This window comes from Mesorhizobium sp. M1252 (genome assembly GCF_040318265.1).
Classification (GTDB): Bacteria; Pseudomonadota; Alphaproteobacteria; order Rhizobiales; family Rhizobiaceae; genus Mesorhizobium.
Genome location: NZ_JAMYLX010000017.1, coordinates 1 through 16,887, shown reverse-complemented (window position 1 = coordinate 16,887; position 16,887 = coordinate 1). Strand labels below are relative to the sequence as shown.

The following is a 16,887-nucleotide window of genomic DNA, read 5'->3' as shown; positions in this document are numbered from 1 at the left end:
CCATGTATTGACCGCATTCCCTTGGCCAAATCGCATCGGCAAAAAGGGAGCAAGGGCATGCTGGACAGGATCGCCGAATTCTTCGTCTTCGGTTTTGTGCCGCTGGTTATCGGCGTTCTGGCCGTTCCCGAGCCTTCCGTCGCCGCCGAGAAAACCCTGAAGGGCGAGGTGATGTATCGCGAGCGCATCGCGCTGCCGCCCAACGCCGTGCTGTCGGTTCAACTTGCCGATGTATCGCTGGCCGATGCGCCGGCCGCCATTGTCGGCGAGCGCAAGGTAGCGCCGGCCGGCCAGGTGCCGATCAAGTTCGAGATCAGCTTCGATCCAACGGTGATCCGGCCCAACATGACCTATGCGCTGCAGGCGCGCATCACCGCCGACGACAAGCTGCTGTTCGTCACGGACTCGCGCTATCAGGTCGATCCGCTCAGCGAGGCGCCGCAGGCCATTGTGCTGAAAATGGTGGCGCCGAGCGACAAGCCGACCTCGGCCTCGCTGTTCGGCCAGAGCTGGCTAGTCGAATATATCGACGGTATCGGCGTGATTTCGGAGCCGCAGGCGACGTTCCGGGTCAGCGAAGCCGGCAAGGCGGGCGGCAGCGGCCCGTGCAACGCCTATTTCGCCACCGCCAAGGTCGATGGCGAGACCATCGTCATCAGCGACATCGGCTCGACCTACAAGGCCTGCGCGCCGGAGATCATGGCCGAGGAAAAGGCGCTGTTCGAGGCGCTCGCCAAGGCGGCGTCATACCGTGTCGATGGCGGCAAGCTGATCATCGCCGACAAGGACGGCCGTGACATTTTGCGATTCAACGCAGCGAGCTAAGATCAAGACTGCGGCGGCGGCGGGGGCGCCGGCGTCAGGCCGAACCGGCGCATCAGGTCCATCAGCCTGGTGCGGTCTGGCGGGCCGCCAGTGCTGAAGATGGCGAAGGCCTCGCGAAAATATTCCGGGCCGATCGCCGCCGGCGTCACCACGCACAGCACCTTGGCGGTCGCGGCGGTGTCGTTGTCGAAGCGGTGAACCGCGCCGCGCGGAATGCACAGCGCCTGGCCCGGCCCGATATCGTGCCGGTGTCCGTCGACGGTCAGCATCAGCACGCCTTCGATCCCGTACATCGTCTCTTCATAGTGATCGTGGCTGTGCGCCGGGGCGGGCAGGCGCTGCGAGCCGGCGACGGTCAGTTCGAAGGCGGCGATGCTGCCGTTCGACTGGTCGCCGGTAAGCAGGAAGCGCACGGCAAGGCCGCCATGGCTGATTGTCTCGTCGGCCGGATTGACGCTGATCTGGCTAGCTCTGTCTAGCATTTCACCCTCCCATGTGGTAAATCGGATTTACCGAAATGAGTAAACTCAATTTACCCGAGTGTCAATGCCATTATCCAGGGAAGAAACGCCAAAGAAGCCACCGCTGATCGGTGCACTGCTGCGCGTTCCGGCCATGGCCATTCACCGCAAGCTGATCAGGGATCTCAGGGCGTCGGGTTTCGAGGACCTCAGCCCGCCGCATATGGCGGTGATCCAATATCCCGGCCCGGATGGCCTTCGGCCGAGCGCGCTCGCCGAGCGCGCCGCGATGAGCAAGCAGGCCATGAATCAACTGCTGAAGACGCTGGAAGCGATGGGTTATATCACTCGCTCGGCGGCACCCGATGAGAGCGGCGGGACCGTCGTCCACTTCACCGACCGCGGGCGCGCCGCATACCAGAAGATGGCCGACATCCTGCTCGACGTGGAACGGGAATGGGCCGAGGAACTGGGCGAGAAGCGTTTCACGGAGCTGAAAACGCTGCTCGGCGACCTCTGGGACACGCCGCTCATCCGTTGAAAGCGGCAGCCGGGACCTGACCAAAGAAAAAGGCCGGCGAAGTGCCGGCCTCTTGCATACATTGGTTCACGTCGGCTCAGCCGACGATCTCGGTGTCGGAGAACCAGTACTTGATCTCCTGCGCGGCGGTTTCCGGCGCGTCGGAGCCGTGCACGGAATTCTCGCCGATCGACAGCGCGTGCACCTTGCGGATGGTGCCTTCGGCGGCGTTGGCGGGGTTGGTCGCGCCCATAACTTCGCGGTTCCTGGCAATGGCGTTTTCGCCTTCCAGAACTTGCACGATGGTCGGCGCCGACGACATGAATTCCACCAGTTCGCCGAAGAACGGACGATCCTTGTGGACGGCGTAAAAGCCTTCGGCCTCGCGGCGGCTCATCCACACGCGACGTGAGGCGACGACGCGCAGGCCGGCCTCTTCCAGCATCCTGGTGATGGCGCCGGTAAGATTGCGCCGGGTCGCGTCCGGCTTGATCATGGAAAAGGTGCGTTCGAGCGCCATGGGGTCGTCCTTGTCTTGAGATGGAAAGTCTTGAGATCGGAATGTGGAGTGGCGGGCTCTATACAAGCCGCCCGGCCCATTGCCAAGGGGACGCGCCCCGGCAGCGTTATTCGACCGCGACCGCCCGCATGGCTGTTCGCAACGCTCTGGTCAAAGGCAAGGCTTTGCGGGAAAATGGCGATTGCGCAGGCACGCACGGCTTCGAAGGGAAATCAGCGGAACGGAAAGACATCGGACCATGTTTGACGGGACGCGCTGGCCCTACCTCCACCTCAGACCGGGCGACATAAAAGGGAGCCTTTGGATTATCGGCATCTTGGCTGCCGTGGGCCTTGTTCTGCTGCTCTTTTCGGGTCACCGCACAGATACGAATATCGGTTTCGGGCCTGAATGGCAGTGCACTCCGATGCCGAAGGGCGACCCGATCTGCGTCAAGCTCATCGCCAAGGAAGAGACGAAGTGATGGGCAGCTTTACCGCCTGATCACTACCGGCGGCCGCCGGCGCTCCCAGCCCTCGCGTTCCAGCGTCGGCAGATCATGCTCCTCGCTGGCATAGCCGAGGCAGAAATAGCCGATCAGCGTCCACTCAGGCGGGGTGTCCAGGATTGCGGCCATCTCGGCCGCGTCGAGGATCGACACCCAGCCCATGCCGATGCCTTCCGCCCGCGCCGCCAGCCACAGCGTGTGCACCGCCATGACGGCCGAATAGTCGATGGTTGCCGGCATCGTCATGCGGCCGAGCCCATGGCCCTGTTGCGTCGTGCGGTCGGCGAAAACCGCGAACTGGCAGGGCGCTTCATTGAGACCGGCGAGCTTCAGCCGGGCATAGAGAGCGGCGCGCTCGCCTGAAAAGCATTCAAGAGCTTCGGCATTGCACCGCTCGAAACAGTCTCTCACCGCGCCCCGCCGCTCGGCGCTCTCGACCACCACGAAGCGCCACGGCTGGCTGAGACCGACGGACGGCGCGATGCTGGCAAGCTCCAGCAGCCGCTCCAGCGTACCCTCGGGCAAAGCCGTCCGCTCGAAGCGCCGCACATCCCGGCGCCAGCGCAGCAGCGTGACCAGCCCGGCGCGAAAATCATCGGTGAAATCGGGGGGTGGTGGCATGGCGATCAGGAGACTTGTGTGGGGAATAGGCAGTAGGCAGTAGGCAGTAGGCAGTAGGCAGTACAGCCCTCAGACCCTATTGCCTACTGCCTATTCCCTAAGCTGCGGCCGCCGCCTCCTTCCAGCAAGGCGGGCTGAACGGACGGGTCGCGTCGTGTCCGGCGAGTTCATAGAACAGAATGGTCATTGGCGGCTGCGTCCTCGCGGTCTAATTAGGCGCCTGCGGCTGAAGCGGAACTCGTCGGCGGGAAAAAGATGAAACAGCATTTCATGATGTTCGCGGCCTACAATCAATGGGCCAATGGCCGCATCTACGATGCCGTCGCCGCACTTGACGAAGAAGAGTTCAACCGCGATGTCGGCGCATTTTTCGGCTCGATGATGGGCACGCTCAACCATCTGCTGGCCACCGACCGCATCTGGATGAAACGCTTCACCGGCGAGGGCGACGCGCCGGCAAAGCTCGACGCCATCCTGCACCGCGCATTGCCTGGCCTAAAGCTGGCGCGTGAGGCCGAGGACAGGCGGATCGTCGACTGGGTCGACGGTTTGACCGAAAAGGCTTTGTCCGGCCGCTTCTCCTACATGACCGTTTCCGACATGCGCACCGTCTCGCAGCGGCTGGCGCCGGCGCTGGGACACGTCTTCAACCACCAGACCCATCACCGCGGCCAGGCGCATACCATCCTGACCATTCTCGGCCGGCCTTCGGTGCAGCTCGACCTGGCGTTTTTCCAACGCACCGACGAAGGCCGCGCCTACGCCTGATCTCCTGACCGCGCTTCCCGTTTAAACGCACGGGAGCGTTAACCGGTGCATTTGCGCGGCCGTCGATGCCCGGCACCAGCTCTGGATCCAAGCCGGGTTTTGAGGACCCTGTCGGCACAACGCTGCCCGGTGACTGGGCCAGATGGCTGGGCTGTCAGTGGCCCGCCTTTTGTGGGCCTTCGGCTCCAGGCCGCCGCAGCCACAACCCGCTCCAACTCCGGTGGAATTTCTGTCGAGAGAATTAAACAGAGTTTAAATATTGAAGCAAAAACATATTTTTTTTTAGCAGACCAGTGCACGCCTTGAGAACTACAATCCTTATTCTTGGAAAAAATAAAGAAACTATAAGGAAGACTCGTGCGTAGCTGTGAGTGCATGAGCATATGTCTGCTTTGGTTTGCTGGCATGTTGCAATGCACAAAGCAGAACGGCAACAAGGAGAGTGTCATGGTTAATATCACTCAAAAAATCGCTAGAACACTGGCGGCGGGTGCAATTATCGTCATTTTTGCCGCTCCCGCGAATGCAGGCGGCGGAATTGGCGTCGGTGTCGGCGCATCTATCGGCGGTGCTGGCGGCATCAATGCCGGTGTTGGCGCTTCGATCGGCGGCAGCGGCGGGGTCAAGGCCGGTGCCGGCGCCTCGGTTGGCGGCAGCGGCGGTATCAAGGCGGGTGCTGGCGCAACGGTCGGCGGCAATAGCGGCGTTACTGCGGGCCTCGGCGCCTCAGTCGGCGGTAGCAGCGGCATCAAGGCCGGCGCTGGCGCGACGGTCGGCGGAGCCGGTGGCATCAAGGCCGGTGTTGGGGCCACGGTCGGCGGCAGCGGAGGTATCAATGCCGGTGTCGGCGTCAACGTCGGCAGCGGCATCAACGTCGGTGTCGGCGTCGGCATTGGCGGAACGCCGGGCACGCCCGGTACGCCCGGTACCCCCGGCACTCCAGGAACTCCTGGAACACCAGGCACCCCTGGGACACCCGGTGTCGTCGCCAGCATGTCGAACAGCCAGCTGACACGTATGAAGAAGCGCTGCGTCGATGTGCTCGCCAGCGAGGGCACCTACGACAGCGATCTGCGGCAGCTATGCCTTATGATCTCGCGTCGCTGAGACAGGTTTCGCCGGGAGTGTCGAGCCAGCCGTGAGGCTTTACGGCACTCTCCTACCGCATGGCCCAGACTTCCCGAGGGACATGCGCTGACGAGAAGCCTCCGGCCAGTCGGAAAGCCCGCCGCGCAAGTGGCGGGCTTTTTGTCGCCACTCACAAGGCAACCGATCGCGCCTTTCGATTGCCGGAGCGTTTTATCGTTTAACGGAAACGATGAAACGCGCTATCCCTTTGTCTTGGTAATTCTCAGGGAAAGCGCCCACGCGCTTCTCCCGGGAAAGCTGCTCACACTTTCCTGGAATTGTTCTGGTTAACCACATTCGAATTGCAGGTAAGATTTTAGGGTTTCATTTGTGTTCCCGCTGCAAAATGGCGAACACAGTGGGAGAAATGGCATGCGGGTCGATCTGTCGCCCACCAGCTGGGGCAGGGTCATAGCAGTCACGGTTGTCGGCACGGCGATCTGTATCGCGGCGGCCTTCCTTGTCGATTCCTACAATTTTCCGTCGCTGTCGCCCGAAGCATTGCGCTGGGCGCAGCTCACCGACCTGCTACTGCCGCTTGTGCTGGGTGGATCGTTCTTCTCTTTCCTGATGTACAAGATGCGCCAGCTGGCGATCGCCCAGAAGAATCTGAGCATTGTCGCGGCAACTGACAGCCTGACCGCGGTGTTCAACCGCGGCGCGTTTTCGATGCTGGTCGAGGCCTATCTCGAACAGGCGCGCAGCCAGGCCGTCGTCGATGCCGGCGCCCTGCTGATCGTCGACGCCGATCATTTCAAGACCATCAACGATCGATTGGGCCACGATTGCGGCGATCAGGCGCTCAAGCTGATTGCGCAGACGATCAAGGCCCAGCTGCGCGGCGCCGACATCGTCGGTCGCATCGGCGGCGAGGAGTTCGCCATCTTCCTGCCTGGCGCCGACCCGTCGCAGTCCTGGCTGGTTGCCGAGGGGATCCGGCGGCGCATCCGCGAGGTCGAGTTTGCCCCGGATGGACGGCCCTGTCCGCTCTCGGTGAGCATCGGTGGCGTCGCCTTCAGCGGACCCACCACCTATGCCGACATGTTCCTGACGGCCGACCGGCACCTCTACAAGGCCAAGTCCAACGGCCGCGACCAGGTCAGTTTCGAAACGACCGGGCCGCGCGCCCTGCTGGCCGGTGATCCGACGTTGCATTGAAATGCGGGCGCCAGGCGAGGCTCCGGTCGGGCACAGGCGCTTTTCAAACGGATCGCGGCAATGCGACCTGGAACACGCAGCGGCGCCGTCAGCTTCCATGGTGTCGACTGCAGCAGGCCTCGTTCCTTAACGCAAGTGTCTCGGTCTGCTGGTTGGCGCTGCGATCCGTTGGCCTGCCGCATCGATATGATGCCTTCAGATGTACCTAGTCCTCGCTTGGTGCGTCTGCCGCTGCTTGCGGGTTGGCCGTCCATTTCTGCTTCGAGGTGTGGATCAACGCGATGGTGAAACGGTGGCTGCAGCGTCGCTCGCTATCGCGCGTGGTACCCGCCTCGGCGGCTTGTACCGTTATCCAATGCTCATAGATCGGATGAGTCAGTGGATCCAGAAGTCGGCCTAAACTTGTTGGACCGGCAATTACTTAGAGAAGAAATAATCCGTAGAGTGGCGTCGGATTTTCCATTGTTCCATCCATTCATCAAGATGACGATATATTCAACTTCCTGATTGACCATAATGGATTTCTGTCTGACGTCTCAAGGGGCATTTATATTTCAGAGATGGGGCAAGCATCTGCAATAAAACTCAAAGGAATTTTAACACGGCATCTAGGCCGGGGCCTTTTTACTCCTCGAGTTCGCCTCAGGGTATGGATGCGTGACGTGGCACCATGTGGATGAAGACATCGATCTCGTCAGTTCCGATCATCCACAAGCGATTTCTTTCCTGGCGAACGAATTCAAGGTTAAAGCCATTCAGTCGCGATCGATACCGGAGGAGGCAGTTTTTGGCCGGCTCTATGATGCAGTCTTTGCGCTTTCATTCTTTTCCACATGCCGATAACAACTGGTCGCGATGGCTGGTTCGTCTGTTCAGCTTTGTGCGGCCTGTTGGCATTCCGATTTCACAACTCACGGCTCGCGAACCCTGCCTTTTCTTCAAATGGAGACGCCACCGAGTGAATTTGGCCTCGGTTTGCATTGAACAGTGAACAGGCCGACATCGCGGTTGAGGAATACGGCATGATGGCCATGGATCTTGGTTTCGTGATCAAACTATCTCAAGACGCTTCCAATGCCGAGTTACTCCAAGATGAAGTGGACGCTTGGTGGGATCACCAAGACGTGTTTGTCGTTCGACGTCTGCCGGCAAGTCCGAGTGATCTTTTTTGCTGGGCAGGCCTGATCCCGGCCGTCTCAGACGGCGTAGCCGCCATAACCGTGTGCGACCGGCTTGACCGAGACGGCCGGCTGGACCGCGGGCCAGAGGATGCCTGCCGTGACCGCAAAGGTGATCAGGGCATCGCGTGCGGCCTCGGTCGAGATTTCGCCGGCGCGTGCCGCCTCGCAGGCCCTAACCGCCGCGCCATAGCTCAGGCGCCGGCGTGACGGCGGAAATTCGGTCAGGAAATCATGCATCTCGAACAGCGAGGCGAGCATGCGTTTGTGGCCGGCGCCAACGCTAACGGCAACCGGGGTGAAGAACATCGCGTCGTGCATTCTGGCCTCTCTGGATGGGCGGAAGGGCGGCGGTCGCCGCTCTCCGATCGCGGGTTGGACGCCAGAAAACGCGGCTGGCGGCCCGAGGTTCCCTGAGAGATGGCATGACAGGACGATTTGCTCTTGAGGTCGCTCCCTGCCGGCATTCGCGGTTGCGGCTATTTCCACATGCCGCGCATGCGGGCGCCGAGGTCGACGCGAACTTCAGGTCTGTGGCGCGGATCGTCCTTTGCGTGAACGCTCGCCCAAGAGGTCTGCTCGAAGGCGCCGAGGATCGAGGCCGGGATGAAACGGGTTCGCGAGGCATAGACGTGACGGTCGCCGCGCGCTGCCTGGCCGTGGGTGAAGAAGCGCTGCGGCGTCACCAGATGCAGGCCGTCCTTGGCCCGCGTCATCGCGACGTAAAGCAGCCGGCGCTCCTCCTCGATGTCTTCCTTGGTGCCGACGCCGAGATCGGCCGGGATGCAGCCATCGACGGTGTTGAGCACGAAGACGTTCTTCCATTCCTGGCCCTTGGCCGAATGGATGGTCGACAGGATCAGATAGTCCTCGTCGCGGTGCGGCGGCCCGGCCTGGTCGCTGGTCGCATCCGGTGGATCCAGCGTCAGCTCGGTCAGGAAGCGCTCGCGCGAAGCATAGCCGGAACCGATCTGCTCGAGCTGCATGAGGTCGGCTCGCCGCGTCGTCGCATCCTCGTGGATGCGCTCAAGATGCGGCTCGTACCACAGCCTGACCTGTTCGAGATCGGCCGGCCATTTCCCCGACCGGGCGCGCAGGCCGGAATAAAGCGCAACGAAGGCCGGCCAGTCCTCAACCGCGCGTTGCGGCGGCCGGTAGCGGGCCAGCCCCATATCCTCGTCGAGCGATGTCGCCATGGTCTCGACGATGGTGCTCGCCGCCGAAGGGCCGATGCCGGGCAGGAGCTGCAGCACGCGGAAGCCGGCGACGCGGTCGCGCGGGTTCTCGGCAAAACGCAGCACCGAAAGCACGTCCTTGACATGGGCGGCGTCGAGGAATTTGAGCCCGCCGAACTTGACGAAGGGGATGTTGCGGCGCGTCAGTTCGATCTCCAGCGGGCCGCTGTGGTGCGAGGCGCGAAACAGCACCGCCTGCGATTTCAGCACCGTGCCGGCCTCGCGCTCGGCCAGGATGGCCTGGCAGACATAGTTCGCCTGCTCGGCCTCGTCGCGCACGCTGACCAGTTTCGGCCTTTGCGAGGATTTGCGCTCCGACCAGAGGTTCTTGGTGAAGCGCTCCGACGCCTCCGAGATGACCGCATTGGCTGCCGCCAAAATAGTCTCGGTCGAGCGGTAGTTGCGCTCCAGCATAATGACATCGGCGGCTCGCGCGAATTGTTGCGGGAAATCGAGGATGTTGCGCACTTCCGCGGCGCGAAACGAATAGATCGACTGCGCGTCGTCGCCCACCACTGTCAGTCCGGCGCCGTCCGGCTTCAGCGCCGAAAGGATCGAGGCCTGCAGCCGGTTGGTGTCCTGGTATTCGTCGACCAGCACATGGTCGAAGCGCGAGCCCAGATGCGCCGCGATCTCCGGCTCGGCGGCCATCTGCGCCCAGTAGAGCAGGAGGTCGTCGTAATCGAGCACGTTCTGCGCCTGCTTGGCCTCGACATATCCGGCGAACAGCGCCTTCAGTTGTTCGGCCCAGCCGGCACACCACGGAAAGGCCGAACCCAGCACCTCGCCAAGCGGCGCCTGCGCGTTGACGGCGCGCGAATAGATCGCCAGGCAGGTGCCCTTGGTCGGAAAACGGCTTTCGGTCTTCGAGAATCCAAGTTCATGCCGGGCAAGATTCATCAGGTCGGCGGAATCCTCGCGGTCGTGAATGGTAAAGGCCGGGTCGAGGCCGATCGTCAGCGCATAGTCGCGCAGCAGCCTGGCGCCGATGCCGTGAAACGTACCGGCCCAGGCCAGCGCGTCGGCGATGACGGACGCGTCTCGGCCCAGCACCTCGCCGGCGATGCGTTCGACCCGCCTGGCCATTTCGGTGGCGGCGCGGCGCGAGAATGTCATAAGCAGAATGCGTCTGGGATCAGCGCCCTTGACGATTAGATGCGCGACCCGGTGGGCGAGCGTGTTGGTCTTGCCGGAGCCGGCGCCGGCGATCACCAGCAGCGGCCCGGCGATCTGGCCGTCGCCATGTTCGACGGCGAGCCGCTGCTCGGCGTTGAGCTTCGCCAGATAGGCGGGCTGCAAGGACGAATCATTGATGGCGATGGTCATCGCCTATCAAGCATCGTTTCCGCTTTGTTCGCAACGGGCCGAAGTCGCCCCTATCGCCGTGGCGCGACACCCGTCGCCGCCGACTGGCGCCGCAATGTGGCGCGTTCGTCGCCAGGCACCGGCAACGGATCGAAATTGTCGGGCACGTCCTTGATGATCTCCTTGGCGATGCGATAGGTCGCGTAAGCGAAAAGGCCGGTAATGAGCAGACGGATCATGGCGCGATCTCCTTTGGGCAACCAACCTCAGAGCCGCCGTTTGGTTCCAGCCGACGCGGCGTCGTTTGCGAGCGTGCAACCAAAGCCGAACCACCTCGTTGCCTTATGAAGGAGAGGGCAGACCTAGGAGGTCGCCATGAAGAGGCTTCTGATTCTGTTGGCCGCCAGCTTGGCGCTCGCCGCCTGCGACGGTGACATCCAGCCAACCAAAGCCCCGGTGCTCGACCAAACCCCGCAGACGGATTCGGCGCCAAAGCCGGCGGCCAGCGGCGATCAGCCGGCGCAATGATCGTTTTAGCGGGACGATAAGGCTGAGGTAGCCTTCGGGAGAAGAAGGCCGGCGCCGCTTGGGAGGTGAGCTGATAGCGCCGGCCAGGCGGATATCAGGTCCGCCGCAACAACCGAAGATAGCTGAGTCTCTCGCCTGCGTCATGAGGTGGCAGTTTTCGTGCCGGTTCTGCTCGTGCCGTCTGCGCAAAACCAGCAGAAACGGCCGCAAATCCCGCAAGGCCGCGGAAAGAATCCGACCTCAGGCAATGGCCTTGCGCAGCACCGGGCCGCCGGCAATCCCGGCGTCCAGCTGGCACTGCGTCAGCGCCGCCTCGGCCATTATCCACTGCTTGAACAGTTCCACCTTGCGCGTGTAGGGCGCGGTGACCGGGCAGACGAAATACCAGCCGGCGGTGTTGGGGTGATGCACGGCAAACGGCGCCACCAGTCTCTCTGCGCGGATCTCGCTCGCCATATAGGCGCGGTTGGCGACTGCAAAGCCCATGCCGGCATTGGCCGCCTCATAGGACATCATGCAGGAATCGAAATAGATGCTCTTGGTCTCGCCGAGCACGGAACTCGCGCCGGCAAAACCCAGCCACGACTGCCAGTTCTGCGTGCAGGTGTCGGAATGCAGCAGCGTGAAATGCCTGAGGTCGTCCGGCGTCACCTTTGACGGCGGCCTGTCGCCGAGAACTTCGTGGAACAGCTTCCTGCTGCACACCGGCGTCAAATCCTCCTTGAACAGCAGGTCCGCTTTGAGGTCGGGAAAGCTGCCGTCGCCATAGCGGATCTCGAGGTCGAACTCGGAGGTGGCGAACTCATTGGCGGCGTAGGAGGTCGAAACCCGCATTTCGATTTCGGGATATTGCCGCTGGAACAGCGGCAGGCGGGCAAACAGCCAGCGCGCCGCGAACGTCGGCAGCACCGAAATCTTCAGCACATGTGCCTGCGACTGTCCGGTCGCCTCCATGCTGGCCGCCACGATGCGCTCCAGCGCCTCGCGAACGCGCGACACATAGGTCTCGCCCTCGGGCGTCAGCGACACCGCATTGCCGCCGCGCTGGAAGATCTTGAAGCGCAGCTGTTCCTCGAGGCTTTTGACGCGCTGGCTGACGGCGGAAGCAGTAATAAACTGCTCTTCGCCGGCGCGCGTGAAGTTACGGTGCCGGGCGGCACTTTCGACAATCTTCAGCGAATTGAGGTTGACCTGACTGAGCAGACGCACGCGTTTCGACCTTAAGCTGGGCTTACACTAGCACCAGCATTCCTAATTTTACAGGGGTGGGGAAATTAATCGACAGTTTACCAAGTGATGCCCCCATCCTGGAGAAGTAGAATGAACGCCCATACCATACCTGAACTGCGCTACGCGATGAGCCGAGAAGCCATTATCGGTCATGAGACGGCCTGGAAAGTGTCGGGTTTCGGCGTTGCGCAGTATCTGCATGGCTACGACCCGGCGCTGCTGGCGGCGATCGAAGAGGCGGCGTTGAAGCTCAAGGCCAGCCACGCCGTGCACAAGCACCTCGATCTGACCTTCATCACCGGCGCCGACCGTTTCATCCCGGAGATCAAGGAACTGCTGCATGACAAGCTGCGCCTGGAACGTCTGTCCGACATGATGGGCACCAAGCTCGAGCCCTATCCGCTGTCGATCGTCGGCTCGACCGTCACTTTCATGAATCCCAAGGACGGCGCCGTCGATTGGCATTGCGACGGTGTCCCGGTCACCGAACTCATTCCGCTGTCGATCAGCAATCCGCTGGTCGGCGGCCATCTCGAAATCTACTGCGACGATTCCGAGACCGGCCGCGCCATCCTTGAATCCGGCCGCGAGATTCCGCGCAACCAGGTCATGCGCATCGACCACAAGATGAACTACGCCACACTCGGTCAGTTTCTCGGTGTGCTGCACCGCACCGCGCCGATCCAGCTCGGCTCACGCGTCACGCTGGTCCTCAACCAGCGCTCTGTGGCCAAGCCCTACGTCGACGACAATCGCATGTTCTATCTCGCAGCCGACAATGATCACGATCGCGAATGGGTCAACGAACTGGCCGAAGACGTCTGGACGAACCAGCTGCCGGCCTATCGCCGCTTCGAGGAAGAGCGTCCGGTTGCGGCGGCGACCGATGCGCCGGTCCCGGGCGGATCAAGGGAATCATGGTAGCCAGAGCATAGAAGTGGACGCCTGTTTGGCCGTCGGTAACATCATGGTCGGCGATAAGGACAAGGCACCGTCTCGGCGATTCCGGGGTGGATCGGGCTCGCCGTCGGCCCTGGTCTTCGCCGCCGGCGCGGTCGCCCTGTGGTCGACCAACGCGCTGGTCGGCAAATCCCTGCTGGCCAGCCATCCGGTGTCGCTCGTGCAGTTGCTGCAGTTTTGTGGAGCGGCTCTGGTGTTCGCCGTCATCCATCTGGCGAGCCGGAAGGGGGACACGCAAGACGCAGCCTTTGCCAAGGGTGCTGACGGCACCCTGGCGCCGGTCGCGGTCGGCTTTATTGGCCTGGTCGGCACCATGGTGCTGCAATACATCGCCTTTGCCTCCATGCCGGTGATCGAGGCCAATCTCGTCGCCTACACCTGGCCGCTGATGGTCGCGGCGGCGGTCATCGTGCTGGGCAAGCGGCAACGCCCCGTGCTGCTGGGTTTGACTGCCGTGTTCGGCTTTGTCGGCGTGGCGCTGGTGATCTCGGGTGGTCGCGGCCAGCCTTTTCTCCAGGGCAGCATCGTCGGCTATCTCGCTGCCTTCGGCTCGGCGCTGTGCATGGCCTTCTATTCGATTGCGGTCGCCCGCCTGGCCACACCGTCGGAGCGTTTGCTTTTGCCTTCGGCATTGGTCGGCGTCGGCCTGACCTTGCTATGGTGTATTCACGACGGCGCAGCCTGGCCATCCAGCGAGCACCTCCTGCTTGGCCTCTATCTCGGCGCCGGCCCGATGGGGCTGGGATATTATTTCTGGTCGCGCGCCTTGAAGCTTGAAGGCGGCGGCAAGGTTGCGGTCATCGCCTATCTGACGCCGATCGCATCGACGCTGCTGCTGACGCTGTCGGGCGAAAGGCTGACGCTGACCGCGATAGCCGGTGCGGTCCTCGTCATCGGCAGCTGTATTGCGGTGGGCATAGAACGCTCGGAGGCTGAACATGCTTGACGACGATGAACGCCTCGCCAGACAGGAAGCATTCTGGCTGCTCAAGGAGTTCGGCGCCGAGGCGCCGCTCTACGCCGCCATGAAGGCCGAAAAGGCGATAGAGCAAAAAGATTTCGGCCGGTGCGCCCGCTGGAAGCGCATTCTGGAGATACTGGCCGACTCCAAACCTGCCGGGTCCGTGCAGTTGAAATCTGCTGGCGCGAAGTCGGCCGTTTCCAAGTATTAGATTTTCTAATTTGCAACGTTGCAACCTGTTGTGGAAACATCCTCCTGTTCCGATTCTTGATCGTTTATTGAGACTTAGCGACCCGTTGGGGGGTGCAGCTAGGTCGATACATCAAGAGAAGTCTTAAAAAAAGCCGGCAACTTCATGACCGGCGGGAGAAACAGAATTGCACACCATCGACAGCAAGACCGCTATTGAACTGACTGCTGACATCGTCTCGGCCTATGTCGGCAACAATCCTCTCCCTGCGTCCGGCCTGCCGGATCTGATCGCCAGCGTCAGCGCATCGGTGCGCAAGCTGGGCAGCATTGCCGCCGTGGAAAGCCCCGCGCTGAACCCCGCTGTCAATCCGAAGCGGTCGGTGTTTCCCGACCACATCGTCTGTCTGGAAGATGGCAAGAAATTCAAGTCGCTGAAACGCCACCTGATGACCGACCATGGTCTCAGCCCGGAGGAATATCGTGGCAAATGGGGCTTGCCGTCGGACTATCCGATGGTGGCGCCGAACTACTCCGCGACCCGTTCGGCACTGGCCAAGTCCTCGGGCCTCGGCCGCAAGCCGGCCGTTCCGGCCGCCGCGGCCAAGGTGACGAAGCGCAAACCCAAAGCCTGAACCAGGCAGCCTCTGAAAAGTCAGTCTGCTGTTTGCAATGGACGGCGCGCTTAAGGCGCGCCGTGTTCATTCCTTATGCCCCCCCCAGCGCCCAGGCCCTTGCGAAGCGCCCCCCACCCCTGCAAAAACCCCGGCAAGCTTATAATATGCGATCTTTCGCTCCGCATGGCCGGACGCTTGCTTCTCGATCATGCCTCGCTGACCTTGCCGGCCGGCACCAAGGCCGGCCTCGTCGGCCGCAACGGCACCGGCAAGACGACGCTGTTCAAGGCCATCACCGGCGACTTTCCCTCCGAGACCGGCTCGATAAGCCTGCCCAAGAACACCCGCATCGGCCAGGTGGCGCAGGAAGCGCCCGGCACCGAGGAGCCGCTGATCGAAATCGTGCTCAAGGCCGACCTCGAGCGCACCGCATTGCTCGAGGAGGAAAAGACCGCCACCGACGCGCACCGCATTGCCGACATCCATATGCGGCTGGCGGATATCGATGCGCATTCGGCGGAATCCCGCGCGGCCACCATCCTCGCCGGCCTTGGCTTCGACGACGCCGCGCAGCGCCGCCCGGCCTCGTCCTTCTCCGGCGGCTGGCGCATGCGCGTCGCGCTTGCCGCCGTGCTGTTTGCCGAGCCCGACCTTCTGCTGCTTGACGAGCCGACCAACTATCTCGATCTCGAAGGCACGCTGTGGCTGGAAAACTATGTTTCGAAATACCCGCACACGGTGCTTCTGATTTCGCACGATCGCGACCTGCTCAACCGCGCCGTCAATTCCATCGTTCATCTCGACCAGAAGAAGCTGACCTTCTGGCGCGGCGGCTACGACCAGTTCGAGCGCCAGTACACCGAGCAGAAGGAGTTGCAGGAGAAGGGCCGTGTCAAGCAGGAAGCCGCGCGCAAACACATGGAGTCCTTCGTCGAACGCTTCCGCGCCAAGGCTTCGAAGGCGAGACAGGCGCAGTCGCGCATCAAGGCGCTGGAGAAGATGAAGCCGATCGCGGCGATCGTGAACGACACGGTGAGGCCGTTCTCTTTCCCGGAGCCGGTGAAAACGGTGGCGTCGCCGATCATTGCCTTGAACAACGTCAATGTCGGCTACACCGAGGGCCAGCCGATCCTGAAGAAGATGACGCTGCGCATCGATGCCGACGACCGCATCGCGCTGCTCGGCGCCAACGGCAACGGCAAGTCGACCTTCGCCAAGCTTCTGTCGGGCCGGTTGAAGCAGGAGAGCGGCACCATGACGGTGGCGCCGGGCCTGAAAGTGGCTATCTTCGCGCAGCATCAGCTCGACGATCTCAGGCCTGATGAAAACGCCTATGAGCATGTCCGCCGGCTGATGCCGGAGGCGCCGGAATCCAAGGTACGTGGCCGCGTCGCCCAGTTCGGTCTCACCACCGAGAAGATGAACACCGCCGCCAAGGACCTGTCCGGCGGCGAGAAGGCGCGCCTGCTGATGGGCCTGTCGGCCTTCGAAGGCCCGAACCTGTTCATCCTCGACGAGCCGACCAACCATCTCGACATCGACAGTCGCGAATCGCTGATCCGTGCATTGAACGAGTTTCCCGGCGCCGTCATCCTGATCTCGCATGACCGCCATCTGCTGGAAGCGACCGCCGACCGGCTGTGGCTGGTCAAGGACGGGGCGGTCAACCCGTATGACGGCGACCTTGAGGACTACAAGACGCTGGTCACCGGCGTGTCCGGCGACCGACGCGGCAAGCGCGAGGCCGAGAAGGCATCAAAGGCCGATCGCCGCCGCGATGCAGCCGCGCGCCGCGCCGCCTTTGAGCCGCTGGCCAAGGAAATACGCGCCACCGAAGCGCTGATGGACCGCATCCGCAAGCGCATCGACCTGATCGAGGACGAACTCGCCAATCCGGCGGTGTACGAAAAGGATCCGTCGACCGCGACCCGGCTCGCCAAGGAGCGCTCGCAGCTGGCACAGCAGCTTGCCGGTCACGAGGAGAAATGGCTAACCATGTCGGCCGAGTATGAGGAAGGCACGGTGGAGTGATTACCCTCCCCCGTTGTGGGGAGGGTCGATCCGCGAAGCGGAGCGGGGTGGGGGTCCGCGCCGCGCGCGGCCCCCAGACGCCCGGGGCGGGCCCCGAGCCACCGCACCGCGGGAGTCGGAGGCAGTCGAGAGCTCTGGGCCGTATGTCGAATATAATAAGAACAC

At 62.5% G+C, this 16,887-nt stretch carries 19 protein-coding genes; 12 read left to right on the top strand and 7 right to left on the bottom strand.

The window, feature by feature from the left end:
- Positions 1-57: 57 nt before the first annotated feature.
- Positions 58-825, top strand: a complete 768-nt coding sequence (locus NKH22_RS26210) for a YbaY family lipoprotein (protein WP_023693944.1) — start codon at positions 58-60, stop codon at positions 823-825.
- 2 nt (positions 826-827) lie between these two features.
- Here the strand turns inward: NKH22_RS26210 and NKH22_RS26205 are convergent, their stop codons facing one another.
- Positions 828-1,307 carry a cupin domain-containing protein gene (locus tag NKH22_RS26205; RefSeq protein WP_023821308.1) on the bottom strand — a complete coding sequence of 160 codons (480 nt, stop codon included), beginning with the start codon at positions 1,305-1,307 and terminating at the stop codon, positions 828-830.
- 64 nt (positions 1,308-1,371) lie between these two features.
- Here NKH22_RS26205 and NKH22_RS26200 point away from each other — a divergent pair, with 64 nt between their 5' ends.
- Positions 1,372-1,827 carry a MarR family winged helix-turn-helix transcriptional regulator gene (locus tag NKH22_RS26200; protein ID WP_023693942.1) on the top strand — a complete coding sequence of 152 codons (456 nt, stop codon included), beginning with the start codon at positions 1,372-1,374 and terminating at the stop codon, positions 1,825-1,827.
- Positions 1,828-1,903: 76 nt separating this feature from the next.
- Here the strand turns inward: NKH22_RS26200 and ndk are convergent, their stop codons facing one another.
- Positions 1,904-2,326 (bottom strand): nucleoside-diphosphate kinase, encoded by a 423-nt coding sequence (ndk, locus tag NKH22_RS26195; protein WP_023673443.1) that lies wholly within the window; start codon positions 2,324-2,326, stop codon positions 1,904-1,906.
- 238 nt (positions 2,327-2,564) lie between these two features.
- On the opposite strand from ndk, the gene NKH22_RS26190 reads away from it, so the two are divergent.
- The gene (locus tag NKH22_RS26190; protein WP_023821307.1) at positions 2,565-2,789 is read left to right on the top strand and encodes a hypothetical protein; all 225 of its coding nucleotides are present in this window, start codon (positions 2,565-2,567) and stop codon (positions 2,787-2,789) included.
- A gap of 9 nt (positions 2,790-2,798) precedes the next feature.
- On the opposite strand, the gene bluB is transcribed toward NKH22_RS26190, so the two are convergent.
- Positions 2,799-3,434 (bottom strand): 5,6-dimethylbenzimidazole synthase, encoded by a 636-nt coding sequence (bluB, locus tag NKH22_RS26185; protein WP_023693940.1) that lies wholly within the window; start codon positions 3,432-3,434, stop codon positions 2,799-2,801.
- A 255-nt stretch (positions 3,435-3,689) separates the two neighbouring features.
- Here bluB and NKH22_RS26180 point away from each other — a divergent pair, with 255 nt between their 5' ends.
- The 3 genes from NKH22_RS26180 to NKH22_RS26170 all read left to right on the top strand — a co-directional run bounded on the left by NKH22_RS26180 (position 3,690) and on the right by NKH22_RS26170 (position 6,488).
- Positions 3,690-4,202 (top strand): DinB family protein, encoded by a 513-nt coding sequence (locus NKH22_RS26180; protein ID WP_023693939.1) that lies wholly within the window; start codon positions 3,690-3,692, stop codon positions 4,200-4,202.
- Positions 4,203-4,649: 447 nt separating this feature from the next.
- Positions 4,650-5,309: a hypothetical protein gene (locus NKH22_RS26175; RefSeq protein ID WP_023684735.1), complete on the top strand. Its 660-nt coding sequence runs from the start codon at positions 4,650-4,652 to the stop codon at positions 5,307-5,309.
- A 393-nt stretch (positions 5,310-5,702) separates the two neighbouring features.
- Positions 5,703-6,488, top strand: coding sequence for a GGDEF domain-containing protein (locus NKH22_RS26170; RefSeq protein WP_023693938.1), 786 nt, complete (start codon positions 5,703-5,705; stop codon positions 6,486-6,488).
- 1,196 nt (positions 6,489-7,684) lie between these two features.
- Here the strand turns inward: NKH22_RS26170 and NKH22_RS26165 are convergent.
- The 3 genes from NKH22_RS26165 to NKH22_RS26155 all read right to left on the bottom strand — a co-directional run bounded on the left by NKH22_RS26165 (position 7,685) and on the right by NKH22_RS26155 (position 10,445).
- Positions 7,685-7,987 carry a DUF982 domain-containing protein gene (locus tag NKH22_RS26165; RefSeq protein WP_023670262.1) on the bottom strand — a complete coding sequence of 101 codons (303 nt, stop codon included), beginning with the start codon at positions 7,985-7,987 and terminating at the stop codon, positions 7,685-7,687.
- Positions 7,988-8,145: 158 nt separating this feature from the next.
- Positions 8,146-10,227 carry an ATP-dependent helicase gene (locus NKH22_RS26160; RefSeq protein ID WP_352911629.1) on the bottom strand — a complete coding sequence of 694 codons (2,082 nt, stop codon included), beginning with the start codon at positions 10,225-10,227 and terminating at the stop codon, positions 8,146-8,148.
- Between the two features lie 50 nt (positions 10,228-10,277).
- The gene (locus NKH22_RS26155; RefSeq protein ID WP_023670264.1) at positions 10,278-10,445 is read right to left on the bottom strand and encodes a hypothetical protein; all 168 of its coding nucleotides are present in this window, start codon (positions 10,443-10,445) and stop codon (positions 10,278-10,280) included.
- Between the two features lie 136 nt (positions 10,446-10,581).
- Here NKH22_RS26155 and NKH22_RS26150 point away from each other — a divergent pair, with 136 nt between their 5' ends.
- Positions 10,582-10,734: a hypothetical protein gene (locus NKH22_RS26150; protein WP_023693936.1), complete on the top strand. Its 153-nt coding sequence runs from the start codon at positions 10,582-10,584 to the stop codon at positions 10,732-10,734.
- Positions 10,735-10,974: 240 nt separating this feature from the next.
- On the opposite strand, the gene NKH22_RS26145 is transcribed toward NKH22_RS26150, so the two are convergent.
- On the bottom strand, positions 10,975-11,943 hold the full coding sequence (locus tag NKH22_RS26145; protein ID WP_023735479.1) for a LysR substrate-binding domain-containing protein: 969 nt from the start codon (positions 11,941-11,943) through the stop codon (positions 10,975-10,977).
- 111 nt (positions 11,944-12,054) lie between these two features.
- On the opposite strand from NKH22_RS26145, the gene NKH22_RS26140 reads away from it, so the two are divergent.
- From NKH22_RS26140 to NKH22_RS26120, 5 genes are all read left to right on the top strand, one after another.
- On the top strand, positions 12,055-12,888 hold the full coding sequence (locus tag NKH22_RS26140) for a hypothetical protein (protein WP_023684748.1): 834 nt from the start codon (positions 12,055-12,057) through the stop codon (positions 12,886-12,888).
- A gap of 25 nt (positions 12,889-12,913) precedes the next feature.
- A complete protein-coding gene (locus tag NKH22_RS26135; protein WP_245259943.1) occupies positions 12,914-13,870 on the top strand; it encodes a DMT family transporter in 957 nt (318 codons plus the stop codon).
- The gene (locus NKH22_RS26130) at positions 13,863-14,096 is read left to right on the top strand and encodes a hypothetical protein (RefSeq protein ID WP_023733893.1); all 234 of its coding nucleotides are present in this window, start codon (positions 13,863-13,865) and stop codon (positions 14,094-14,096) included. Before NKH22_RS26135 ends, NKH22_RS26130 begins: the two co-directional genes overlap by 8 nt.
- 166 nt (positions 14,097-14,262) lie before the next feature.
- Complete coding sequence (locus NKH22_RS26125; protein ID WP_023670270.1) at positions 14,263-14,709, top strand: Ros/MucR family transcriptional regulator; 447 nt, start codon at positions 14,263-14,265, stop codon at positions 14,707-14,709.
- Between the two features lie 165 nt (positions 14,710-14,874).
- A complete protein-coding gene (locus NKH22_RS26120; protein WP_352911625.1) occupies positions 14,875-16,722 on the top strand; it encodes an ABC-F family ATP-binding cassette domain-containing protein in 1,848 nt (615 codons plus the stop codon).
- Positions 16,723-16,887: the final 165 nt, after the last annotated feature.

Coding starts and splice junctions, on each gene's coding strand:
- NKH22_RS26180 (WP_023693939.1), top strand. CDS start 3,690: ATGAAACAGCATTTCATGATGTTCGCGGCCTACAATCAATGGGCCAAT.
- ndk (WP_023673443.1), bottom strand. CDS start 2,326: ATGGCGCTCGAACGCACCTTTTCCATGATCAAGCCGGACGCGACCCGG.
- NKH22_RS26150 (WP_023693936.1), top strand. CDS start 10,582: ATGAAGAGGCTTCTGATTCTGTTGGCCGCCAGCTTGGCGCTCGCCGCC.
- NKH22_RS26160 (WP_352911629.1), bottom strand. CDS start 10,227: ATGACCATCGCCATCAATGATTCGTCCTTGCAGCCCGCCTATCTGGCG.
- NKH22_RS26155 (WP_023670264.1), bottom strand. CDS start 10,445: ATGATCCGTCTGCTCATTACCGGCCTTTTCGCTTACGCGACCTATCGC.
- NKH22_RS26205 (WP_023821308.1), bottom strand. CDS start 1,307: ATGCTAGACAGAGCTAGCCAGATCAGCGTCAATCCGGCCGACGAGACA.
- NKH22_RS26210 (WP_023693944.1), top strand. CDS start 58: ATGCTGGACAGGATCGCCGAATTCTTCGTCTTCGGTTTTGTGCCGCTG.
- NKH22_RS26140 (WP_023684748.1), top strand. CDS start 12,055: ATGAACGCCCATACCATACCTGAACTGCGCTACGCGATGAGCCGAGAA.
- NKH22_RS26120 (WP_352911625.1), top strand. CDS start 14,875: ATGGCCGGACGCTTGCTTCTCGATCATGCCTCGCTGACCTTGCCGGCC.
- NKH22_RS26130 (WP_023733893.1), top strand. CDS start 13,863: ATGCTTGACGACGATGAACGCCTCGCCAGACAGGAAGCATTCTGGCTG.
- NKH22_RS26175 (WP_023684735.1), top strand. CDS start 4,650: ATGGTTAATATCACTCAAAAAATCGCTAGAACACTGGCGGCGGGTGCA.
- NKH22_RS26190 (WP_023821307.1), top strand. CDS start 2,565: ATGTTTGACGGGACGCGCTGGCCCTACCTCCACCTCAGACCGGGCGAC.
- NKH22_RS26170 (WP_023693938.1), top strand. CDS start 5,703: ATGCGGGTCGATCTGTCGCCCACCAGCTGGGGCAGGGTCATAGCAGTC.
- NKH22_RS26165 (WP_023670262.1), bottom strand. CDS start 7,987: ATGCACGACGCGATGTTCTTCACCCCGGTTGCCGTTAGCGTTGGCGCC.
- bluB (WP_023693940.1), bottom strand. CDS start 3,434: ATGCCACCACCCCCCGATTTCACCGATGATTTTCGCGCCGGGCTGGTC.
- NKH22_RS26200 (WP_023693942.1), top strand. CDS start 1,372: ATGCCATTATCCAGGGAAGAAACGCCAAAGAAGCCACCGCTGATCGGT.